Annotated in this window: 6 protein-coding genes and 1 pseudogene; all 7 read left to right on the top strand. The window is 70.7% G+C overall.

All coding sequences use genetic code 11. The annotated features are described in order from the left end of the window. Window positions 1–297: pseudogene (locus RT309_RS10615) on the top strand (metal ABC transporter ATP-binding protein); the annotation flags it as partial. After that, a complete protein-coding gene (locus RT309_RS10610; protein WP_313356883.1) occupies window positions 294–965 on the top strand; it encodes a methionine ABC transporter permease in 672 nt (223 codons plus the stop codon). The pseudogene RT309_RS10615 and the gene RT309_RS10610, both read left to right, overlap by 4 nt. 38 nt (window positions 966–1,003) lie before the next feature. After that, complete coding sequence (locus RT309_RS10605) at window positions 1,004–1,822, top strand: MetQ/NlpA family ABC transporter substrate-binding protein (RefSeq protein WP_313356881.1); 819 nt, start codon at window positions 1,004–1,006, stop codon at window positions 1,820–1,822. 151 nt (window positions 1,823–1,973) lie between these two features. Further along, entirely contained in the window at window positions 1,974–4,040 is a 2,067-nt protein-coding gene (locus tag RT309_RS10600) for an acyl-CoA dehydrogenase (protein ID WP_313356879.1), read from the top strand. Between the two features lie 89 nt (window positions 4,041–4,129). Further along, complete coding sequence (locus RT309_RS10595; RefSeq protein WP_313356877.1) at window positions 4,130–4,699, top strand: DNA-3-methyladenine glycosylase I; 570 nt, start codon at window positions 4,130–4,132, stop codon at window positions 4,697–4,699. A gap of 100 nt (window positions 4,700–4,799) precedes the next feature. Further along, on the top strand, window positions 4,800–5,927 hold the full coding sequence (locus RT309_RS10590; RefSeq protein ID WP_313356876.1) for a serine/threonine-protein kinase: 1,128 nt from the start codon (window positions 4,800–4,802) through the stop codon (window positions 5,925–5,927). Then, on the top strand, window positions 5,927–10,440 hold a 4,514-nt coding region (locus tag RT309_RS10585), incomplete at its 3' end, for an Ig-like domain-containing protein (RefSeq protein ID WP_313356874.1). The genes RT309_RS10590 and RT309_RS10585, both read left to right, overlap by 1 nt.

Here is a 10,440-nt window from a genome sequence, read left to right as displayed (position 1 = left end):
GTCGGCGTCGCCCGCGCCCTCGTCTCGAAGCCGCCGCTGCTGCTCTGCGACGAACCCACCTCGTCGCTCGACGCGTCGACGACCGCCGATGTGCTGCGCGTGCTCGCCAACGCCCGCGACCAGCTCGGAACCACCGTCATCGTCATCACCCACGACCTCGACGTCGTCAAGGCGATCTGCGACCGCGCCGCACTGCTCGAGAGGGGCCGCCTGCGCGACCTCTTCGAGATCGACGCCGCCGGACCCCGCTCACTGCCGAGCTACTACGAGCAGGTCAAGCGGGAGCTGACGGCATGACCTGGCTGACCGACCTGCTCGCCGAATACGGCGCCGACATCGCCGAATCGATGGCCGAGACCGGATATATGGTGCTCGTCTCCCTCCTCGCCGCGGTGCTCGTCGGCCTGCCGCTCGGCACCGTCGTGTACCTCACCGAACGCGGCGGCATCGCCGAGCACCGCGCCGTCAACACCATCGCGAACCTGTACATCAACATCGTCCGCTCGTTCCCGTTCCTGCTGCTCGTCGTCTTCCTCATCCCGTTCACCCGCGCGGTGATCGGCACGAGCTTCGGAACCCAGGCGGCGACCCTGCCGCTCTGCTTCGTCGCCGTGGCGATCTACGCCCGCCTCACCGAGCAGATCCTGCGCGAGATCCCCGCGGGCATCTCGAAGGTCGCCGTCGCGTCGGGCGCGACGGTGCCGCAGGCTGTGTTCCGGATGCTGCTGCCCGAGGCCCGCTCGGGGCTCGTCTACGCCCTGACATCGGCCGCGATCAGCCTGCTGTCGTACTCGACCGTGCTGGGCGTCGTGGGCGGCGGCGGCATCGGCGACTTCGCGATGCGCTACGGCTACCAGGTCTACAACGACAACCTCATGTACCTCACGATCGTCATCATCATCGTCTGCGTGCTCGCCATCCAAGCCGTCGGGCACCGCACCTCGGTGCGGCTCGACCACCGCTGAATCCCCGCATCCGGAACCCCATCGAAACGGAAGACACCATGAAGAAGTCCCGCCTCGCCTTCGCCGCCGCCGGTCTCGGCCTCGCGCTCGCCGTCACCGCCTGCGCGCCGGCAGCAGATGAGAAGACGGATGCCGATGCCGGCGAGCCCACCGTCCTCAAGGTGGCCGCCGTGCAGGCGCCGATGACCGACGTCGTGAAGGCCGCGGGCGAGGCGATCGGCGACGGCTACGAGATCCAGCTCGTCGAGGTCGCCGACTACATCACCGCGAACACGATCCTGGGCAGCGGCGACGTGTACGCGAACTTCTCGCAGCACGTGCCCTACATGGAGACGTTCAACGAGGGGAACGACGCGAGCCTCGTCGGCGTGCAGCCGGTCTACAACTTCGTCATCGCCTTCTACTCGAAGACTCTCGACGACATCGCCGACGTGCCCGAGGGCGGCAAGGTCGCCATTCCCGACGATCCGTCCAACACCGGCCGCGCGCTCAAGCTGCTCGCGGCGAACGACGTCATCGCACTCGACCCGGAAGTCGACCCCTACGCGGCGACGGTCAAGGACATCACCGAGAACCCGAAGAGCCTCGAGTTCGTGCAGGTGCCCATCGCATCGCTGAACGCCGCGTACGAAGAGGCCGACCTCGTCTTCCAGTGGCCCTCGCACATCAAGGCGCTCGGCCTCACCCCCGACGACGACGGACTGATCACCGAGCTCGACGACCGGTTCGCGCTGAACCTCGTCGTGCAGCAGAAGGACGCCGACTCCGACGCGACCAAGGCGCTCGAGAAGGCGTTCACGAGCGACGCGGTGCGCAAGGTCATCGAGGGCAACGGCACCATCACGACCGCCTGGTGATGCGCGGAGACGGTCGCTGACTGTCGTCAGGTGACAACGGTAGGCGCGGTCGGCGCCGGATGCCCTTGTGCATTCACCACAGTCGACTTCGCCTCTCGTTGTCGGACTCCTACGGTTGAAAGACACCTGCTCCTTCCTGAGAGGAATCGCCATGGTCGACGCAGCCATCCGTCCCACCACTGCCGCTGACGCCCCCACCGCGGCGCCGACGCCCCACTCGATCGACGTCGATCGAGTGAACGAGCTTCTTCTCGGCACCTGGGCCGAGACCCGCCGTGAGGCCCGCGAGATGATCAAGGACCCGGCGTTCTGGCGCGACGACAGCCTTGCCAAGGACGAGCACCGCGAGCGCGTGCTCTCGCAGCTGCACCTGCTCGTCGAGAACCGTGCCGTGCACCGTGCCTTCCCGAAGCGCTTCGGCGGCGAAGAGAACAACGGCGCCAACATCGCCGGATTCGAAGAGCTCGTCGCGGCCGACCCGAGCCTGCAGATCAAGTCGGGCGTGCAGTGGGGACTGTTCGGCTCGGCGATCCTGCAGCTCGGCACCGAGCAGCACCACGAGAAGTGGCTGCCCGGGGTGATGGACCTGTCGATCCCCGGCGCCTTCGCGATGACCGAGATCGGTCACGGCTCCGACGTCGCTGCGGTGGGCACCACCGCCACGTACGACCCCGAAGCCGAGGAGTTCGTGATCAACACGCCGTTCCGCGCAGCGACGAAGGAGTACCTCGGCAACGCCGCCCTGCACGGCATCGCGGCGACGGTGTTCGCGCAGCTGATCACCAACGGCGTCAACCACGGCGTGCACTGCTTCTACGTGCCGCTGCGCGGAGACGACGGCAACGACCTGCCGGGCATCGGCCGCGAGGACGACGGGCTCAAGGGCGGACTGAACGGCATCGACAACGGCCGCCTCAGCTTCGACCACGTGCGCATCCCGCGCACCAACCTGCTCAACCGCTACGGTGACGTCTCCGCCGACGGCACGTACTCGAGCGAGATCGAGAGCCCCGGACGACGGTTCTTCACCATGCTCGGCACCCTCGTGCAGGGGCGCGTCTCGCTCGACGGCGCAGCGGCGTGGGCATCCGCCCTCGGTCTGCACATCGCGATGACCTACGCCGCCCAGCGCCGCCAGTTCGACGGCGCGAACGGCGAAGAGACCGTGCTGCTCGACTACGGCAAGCACCAGCGCCGGCTGCTGCCGCGCCTCGCCACCACGTACGCGCAGATCTTCGCGCACGACGAGTTCCTGCAGAAGTTCGACGGCGTCTTCTCCGGCCGCACCGACACCCCGGACGACCGCGAAGACCTCGAGACCCTGGCCGCCGCGCTCAAGCCGCTGTCGACCTGGCACGCGCTCGACACCCTGCAGGAGGCACGCGAGGCCTGCGGTGGCGCCGGCTTCATGTTCGAGAACCGTCTCGTGGGGCTGCGCGCCGACCTCGACATCTACGTCACCTTCGAGGGCGACAACAACATCCTGCTGCAGTTGGTCGGCAAGCGCCTGCTCACCGACTTTGCCCGGCAGTTCAAGGGCGCGGATGCCAGGACGCTCGCCCGCTACGCCGTCGGACAGACGGCGGGCAAGGTGTTCCACGGTGCAGGGCTGCGAGCCCTCGGCCAGGCCGTCGCCGACTTCGGCCAGGTCGCCCGCTCGGTCGAGCTCGGCCTGCGCGAAGAGCAGCAGCACGAGCTGCTCACCGAGCGCGTGCAGCAGATGGTCGCCGACATCGCCGGGCGCCTGCGCGCCGCGGGCAAGGACAAGGTGCTCGGCGAGAAGCTGTTCAACGAGAACCAGGCCGAGCTGATCGAGGCCGCCCGTGCCCACGGCGAGCTGCTGCAGTGGGAGGCGTTCACCGACGCCATCCGCAAGATCGACGACGCCGGTACCCGGCAGGTGCTCACCTGGCTGCGCGACCTGTTCGGCCTGTCGCTGATCGAGAAGCACCTCGCCTGGCACATGATCAATGGTCGCCTGTCGACGCAGCGCGCCGCCGCGGTCTCGAGCTACATCGACCGCCTCTGCCGACGGCTGCGTCCGCACGCCCTCGAGCTCGTGCAGGCGTTCGGCTACGAGCCCGAGCACGTGCGCGCTCCGATCGCGAGCGGCGTTGAGCAGCAGCGCCAGGATGAGGCCCGCGCGCACTACGCCGCGCTCGAGGCATCCGGCGAGGCGCCCGTGTCGGAGAAGGTGCTGCGCCAGAAGAAGCGCTGAGCGCCTCGCGCGGAGATGTGCGCCTGCCGCGGACGGATTCTCGGATCCTGTCCGCGGCAGGCGTCTTTCTCCGCAGGTAACGTGGCGGCATGGCATCCCTCCTCACCGCGGCCGACGGACGCGCCCGCTGCGCCTGGGTCGGCGACGACGCCGAGTACCGCCGATATCACGACGAGGAGTGGGGCCACCCGCTGCACGGCGACCGCGCACTGTTCGAGAAGATGGCGCTCGAGGGGTTCCAGGCCGGGCTCAGCTGGATCACGATCCTGCGCAAGCGCCCGCGCTTCCGGGAGGTCTTCGCCGGGTTCGACCCCGCGGCGGTCGCCGCCTTCGGCACCGATGACGTCGATCGGCTGATGACGGATGCCGGCATCATCCGCAACCGGGCGAAGATCGAGGCCACGATCTCGAACGCCGCACTGGTGCGCGACATGGCCGAGGGGGAGCTGGATGCCCTGATGTGGTCGTTCGCGCCGCAGGCATCCCGCCCCCGACCGCGCGACTTCGCCGACGTGCCCGCCGTCACGGCGGAATCGACGGCGCTCAGCACGGCGCTGCGCGCCCGCGGCTTCCGGTTCGTGGGGCCGACGACGATGTACGCGCTGATGCAGTCGGCGGGCATGGTCGACGATCACGTCGATGGGTGCTGGCGCGCCTGACCGCCCTCCGCCTCCGCAGCCGGAGAGCGGAGTGCCGACCGGATATGATCAACGCCGGGGGGTGTCTTCCTGCGCCTCGCGCCTAGTGAGGGAGGGACTCGTGGCGAAGCGCATCACGTCGCCGCCTCCCACGCTGGCCGGCTACAGCTACGTGCGGCCCCTCGGCTCGGGCGGCTTCGCCGACGTCTTCCTCTACGAGCAGGACATGCCCCGTCGCGTCGCCGCCGTGAAGGTGCTGCTCGCCGACGCCGTGAACCCCGACGTGCTGCGCGCATTCAACGCCGAAGCCGACATCTCCGCGCGGCTCAGCGCGCATCCGTCGATCGTCACGATCTACCAGGCGTCGATCTCGGCCGACGGCCGCCCGTACTTCGCGATGGAGTACTGCCCCGACACGATGAGCGCCCGCTACCGCACGGCGCCGCTGCCACTGGCGGAGGTGCTCGACACCGGCGTGCGCATCGCCGGCGCGCTCGAGACCGTGCACCGCGCGGGACTGCTGCATCGAGACATCAAGCCGTCGAACGTGCTGATCAACTCGCTCGGCTCGCCGGTTCTCGCCGACTTCGGCATCGCCGCCGCGGTGGTGGATGCCGGTGAAAGCGACGTCTTCGCGATGTCGGTGCCGTGGAGCTCGCCCGAGGTGCTGCAGGAGCGCGTGACCGGGTCGGTGCCCAGCGAGGTGTGGAGCCTCGCGGCGACCCTGTACACGCTGCTCGCCGGGCGCAGCCCGTTCGAGCTGCCCGACCGGGCGTCGAACTCCCGCGATCAGCTGCGACAGCGTATCATCCGCGCGCGCTACGCGCCGATCCCCGTCGCGGGCATGCCGCCGATCATCGATCAGGTCCTCGCCACGGCGATGCATCGCGACCCCGCGCAGCGGTTCCCGACCATGGCGGCCTTCGCCGACCGCCTGCGCTGGGCCCAGTACGAGCTCGGCATCGCCCCGACCGCCTTCGAAGCAGCCTCCGCCGAGTGGGCCGCTGCGGCTCCCGTCAGCTTCGCGGATGCCGGTCACCGCGGACCCGTCATCACCACCGTCGCCCCGGACTCGCGTCGCGCCGCGCGCGCCGAGAAGCAGCGCACGAGCCTCCGCGACCGCGACGATCTTCCGGCCCCGACCCGCACGCGCTCGCCGTGGACGGCGGGCGTCATCGGCGCGCTCGTCGGAGCAGCCGCGATCGCGACGATCGGCGTCGTCGTGCTCACCGTGACCGGTATCCTCTGATGGCGATCGGCAGACAGGCGCAGCCGCCCGCGCCCGCACGCTCCCGCGGGCGTCTCATCGCCGGCATCGCCGGGGCCGTCGCCGTCCTGGTCGTCATCGTGCTCGCCGTCACCGCGCAGGGCTACCAGGCGCAGGAGGTCCCCCGCCTGGAGTCGTCGGTGTGGGTGATGCGCGAATCGGGCCAGTACGCACGGGTCAACACCGAGCTCGCCGAGATCGACACGGTCCGGTCGGCGGATTCACCCGAAGCGGTCTGGCAGAGCGGACAGTCGGCGGTGCTGTTCAGTCAGGGCAGCCGGCAGCGCTGGGACATCGATCCGGCGAGTCCGGACGATCTGCTCGCGGATGCCGGAGACGACGGCGCCCCCTCGGCATCCGTCCCCACGCCGGCCGGCACCCGCCAGATCGTCTCGGCCGGATCGTTCGTCGCCTACCGCACCGACACCGGCCAGGTGTCGGTGTCGTCGCTCGATCCCGGAGCGGCGACGGCGCTGGTCGACCCGTTCGCCGAGGTCGAGGTCGAAGAGGGGGAGGACCGGCCGACGTACGTCGCCGATGCGATCGGCCTCTCACCCGCCGGCCTGCTCGCGATGTACTCCTCCGACGAGGGCGCAGTGCGCCTCTTCGACGTCGGCGAGCATCGCTTCATCGGCGCTTCATCGGCGCTCGCCGGGGCACCGGACGGCGACGCCGACCTGGCCCTCACGGTCGTCGGCGAGCGCTGGGTGCTGCTGCAGCGCAGTGCCGGCAGGCTCTGGATCGCGGGCCGCGACGACGCCGTCGATCTCGACGTCGCCGACGACGCGGTGCTGCAGGGCGGCGCCGCGCGCGGCGACGACGTGCTGATCGCCGACTCGAACGGGCTGGTGTCGGTGACGCTGCGCAGCGGCGAGGTCGAGCGCCTCGCCGACGCGGACGGCGTGCCCGCCGCTCCCGTCGTGGTCGGCTCGACGCGATACGCGGCGTGGGTCGACACGGGTTCGGCGACGCTGTGGTCGGACGGCGACGTCACCGCGCTCACCGTGCCCGGCGAGGCGCTCGAATCGGCCGACATCCAGCCGGTCTTCCGCGCCAACGGTGATCGCGCGGTGCTCACCGAGCTCGCGACCGGGCTCATCTGGACGGCTCCCGACGGCCGGCTGGTGCCGCTCGAGCAGTGGGACGTCGACGACGAGACGCAGGAGCAGGAAGGCCGGGTCGTCGTCGAGGACGTCGCCGAGCAGCTGCCGCCGACCGCGGTGGACGACGCCTTCGGGGTGCGGCCGGGGGAGCAGGTCGTGCTGCCCGTGCTGCTGAACGATCACGATCCGAACCGCAAGGACGTGCTGACGATCGACGCGTCCTCCATCGAGGGCGGACTCGCCGACCCCGCGTTCGGCGAGCTCTCACTGGTGGGCAACGGTCAGTCGCTGGTGGTCGACGTGCGGGCGACATCCGGCCAGACCACGTTCAGCTACACGGTGACCGACGGCGCGGCCGTATCGCAGCCGGCGACCGTCATGCTCACCGTGGCCGCAGACGACGCGAACACGGCGCCCGTCTGGTGCGGTGTCGACGGATGCCGGCAGGACTGGCCGTCTCCCGAGCTGCTGCCCGGCGGCAGCACGATCGTGCCGGTGCTGTCGGGGTGGGTCGACCCCGAGGGTGACCCGTTCGTGCTCAGCGACGCGTACGAGGTCGACAGCGCCGCTGCCGTCATGGTCGTGCCGACTGCAGACGGACGCGTCGCGATCCGGCACACCGATCCCAACGCGGCGGATGCCGTGATCCCCGTCACGGTCATCGTCGCCGACTCCCGTGGTGCCGCCGCCGAGAAGACACTCGAGGTGCGGGTGAGCAGCAGCCCCGCGATGCAGGCCGCGCCGGTGGCGATCACGGCGCGCATCGGCGAGCCGCAGGCCGTGCGCATCGGCGATCATCTCACCGGGGGATCCGGCTCATACCGGCTCGTCGACGCGGTGCAGACCGCGGCGACCGCCGAGGGGATGACGGTGGTGCCGAACACGGCATCCGGCGACGTCGAGGTGACCGTCCCCGAAGCGGGCCAGTACGTCGTGACGTACACCGCGCAGGACACGACGACCCAGGCCGAGCAGTCGGCCGTCATCCGGATCACCGCCGTCGACGGCGCCGCCTCGCTGACCATGGCGCCGGTGACCGCCTTCGTCCGCGAGGGCGAGGACACGACCGTCGACGTGCTGCGCGCCGTGCAGAACACGAGCGGACGCGTGCTGATCCTGGCCGGGGCGGTGAGCTCGACCCCGCAGCTGACGGCGAACGTGGTCGGCAACGAGCGTCTCCGCGTCAGCGGCACGACCTCCGATGGCGAGCCGGGTGTCATCGGCAAGGCCACGGTGACCGTGGCCGACGGGTCGGGTGCGGCGGTCGAGGGAACGGTGACGGTCTTCCTCGCTCCGCCGTCGACGGTCACCCGGCCGATCGTGTTCCCGGACGCCGTGACGGTGCGCGCCGGTGCCCTGACACGGATCGACGTCACCGCGAACGACGTCGCGCCGCGCGGAGAGCCGCTGATCGTGCGTCCTGATGTCAGCGGATCCGATCAGGAGGGCGAGCTCGTGTTCGCCGACGGCGGTGCGCTGCGCTACCTCGCACCGGCCACCCCCGGTACGTACCGCCTGACCTACGCGGTGTCGCTCGAGCGCAGCCCCGAGCTCTTCGACAGCGGATCGGTGACGGTGACCGTCGTTCCCTCCGGCACCAACCGCGCACCGAATCCGCCGACGCTCACCGGACGCGTGCTGAGCGGGCAGACCGTGTCGCTCACCGTGCCGACGAGCGGGATGGATCCCGACGGAGACCGCGTGACCCTCGCGACCGTGGAGCAGCCGGATCGCGGCCGGGGGACGGCCACGATCTCCGCCGCCGGCGACGCGATCGTCTATCGCGCCCCTGCCGGTGGGGTGGAGGGCGGGCAGGTGACGTTCCGGTACTCGGTCCGCGACTCCCAGGGCGAGGCGGGTTCGGGGCGGATCCGCATCGGCGTGCTCGACGCGAGGGTGACGGATGCCGCGCCCGTCGCGTACAGCGACTACGTCCGCGTCGAGGCGGGCTCGGCGACGCCCGTGGTGCTCCACCCCGCGGCGAACGACTCCGACCCGGGGCAGGGCGAGCTCGAGATCATCGATCTCGTGCCCAACGCACCCACCGTGCCCGGCAACCCGCTGCACGCGCGACTCGACGCGCTCATCGACCCCGACACGTCACTCGACGATGGACGGATCGTGCTGCGCGCGGGTGACATCGCGGGCACGAACTCGTACTTCTACACCGTGCGCTCCACCCGCACGGCGAGCACCGCGCAGGGGCTCATCGTCGTGTCGGTCACCGACGGCGCCGTCGTCGACCAGCCGGTCGTCTCCGACACGGTGCTCACCGCCCGCGACCGGGCCGAGCTGGCGTCGGGCGGCATCGACGTGCTCGGCGACCGTGTGCAGTGGGCATCGGGCGACGTGCGATCGTTGAAGCTGAGCCTGTGGGGCGATGCCCGCGGGTACACGGTGAAGGGCAGCCGCATCATCGGCACGGCCCCGCAGGACGGCGATCTCGTGCCGTTCCAGGTCACCGGCACGTCGCCCGCCGGGCGAGACGTCGTCGGGTACGGGTTCCTGCACATCCCCGCGTTCGACGACATGCGCGTGCAGCTGAAGCAGGGCGTGAAGCCGGTGGTGGTCGACGAGGACGCCTCGAAGACCTTCGACGTGCGCGAGCTGCTCGATCTGCCGGCATCCGACGACGTCGACCTCGGCGACGGCCCGTTCCTCGCCCAGCGCGCCGCTGCCACCTGCACCGCCGGTTCCGGCACGACCGCGGTGTACGCGGCAGGGCGCGACGCCCCGTGGTCGGACAGCTGCCTCGTGTCGGTGCGCCTCGACGGACAGCGCGCATGGTCGTACGTCGACGTGCCGGTCAGCATCCGCCCGTCGGCGCCGCAGCTCGTGCTGTCGTCGATCTCGCACACGGTCGCTCCGGGCGCCACGACCGACATCGACCTGTACACCGGGATGGCCTCGTGGGAGGGCGGACGCGAGGGCGACCGCTCGTCGCTGCAGTACCGGATCGCGTATTCGGGACCGTCCTTCATCGTCACCCAGCAGGGCGCGACGTTGAGCGTCGAGGCTCGAGCGGATGCCCGTTCCGGCGCCGTCGAGCAGGTCGCCGTGACGGTTCCGTCGGACGGTGAGCCGACGGCCGTGCTGCGACTCGTCGTCGGCGCCGCACCCCCCGACGCCCCGCGTGGCGCCACCCTGACGCGTCAGTGCGTGGTCACCAGCGGCGGATGCTCGATCGACGTCGTCGATGTCGCCGGCGAGTACGACCCGTTCGCGGGCAAGCCGGGAGCCGGACTGCAGCTGGTCTCGCTGGGCGCCGGAGCCCGTTGCGACGTCGCCGCCCTTACGGCGGCGAACGGCCGAGCAGTCAACGTCAGCTGGCCGGCCGGCGGGCAGGCGCCCGGCGGCCAGTGCACCGCGCCGTTCACGGTGGCGGATGCTCA

The sequence above is a fragment of the Microbacterium sp. genome (genome assembly GCF_032084865.1).
In the GTDB taxonomy this organism is placed as follows: domain Bacteria; phylum Actinomycetota; class Actinomycetes; order Actinomycetales; family Microbacteriaceae; genus Microbacterium.
This window is presented reverse-complemented; position numbering and strand designations above follow the sequence as displayed.

Coding starts and splice junctions, on each gene's coding strand:
- RT309_RS10605 (WP_313356881.1), top strand. CDS start 1,004: ATGAAGAAGTCCCGCCTCGCCTTCGCCGCCGCCGGTCTCGGCCTCGCG.
- RT309_RS10600 (WP_313356879.1), top strand. CDS start 1,974: ATGGTCGACGCAGCCATCCGTCCCACCACTGCCGCTGACGCCCCCACC.
- RT309_RS10610 (WP_313356883.1), top strand. CDS start 294: ATGACCTGGCTGACCGACCTGCTCGCCGAATACGGCGCCGACATCGCC.
- RT309_RS10595 (WP_313356877.1), top strand. CDS start 4,130: ATGGCATCCCTCCTCACCGCGGCCGACGGACGCGCCCGCTGCGCCTGG.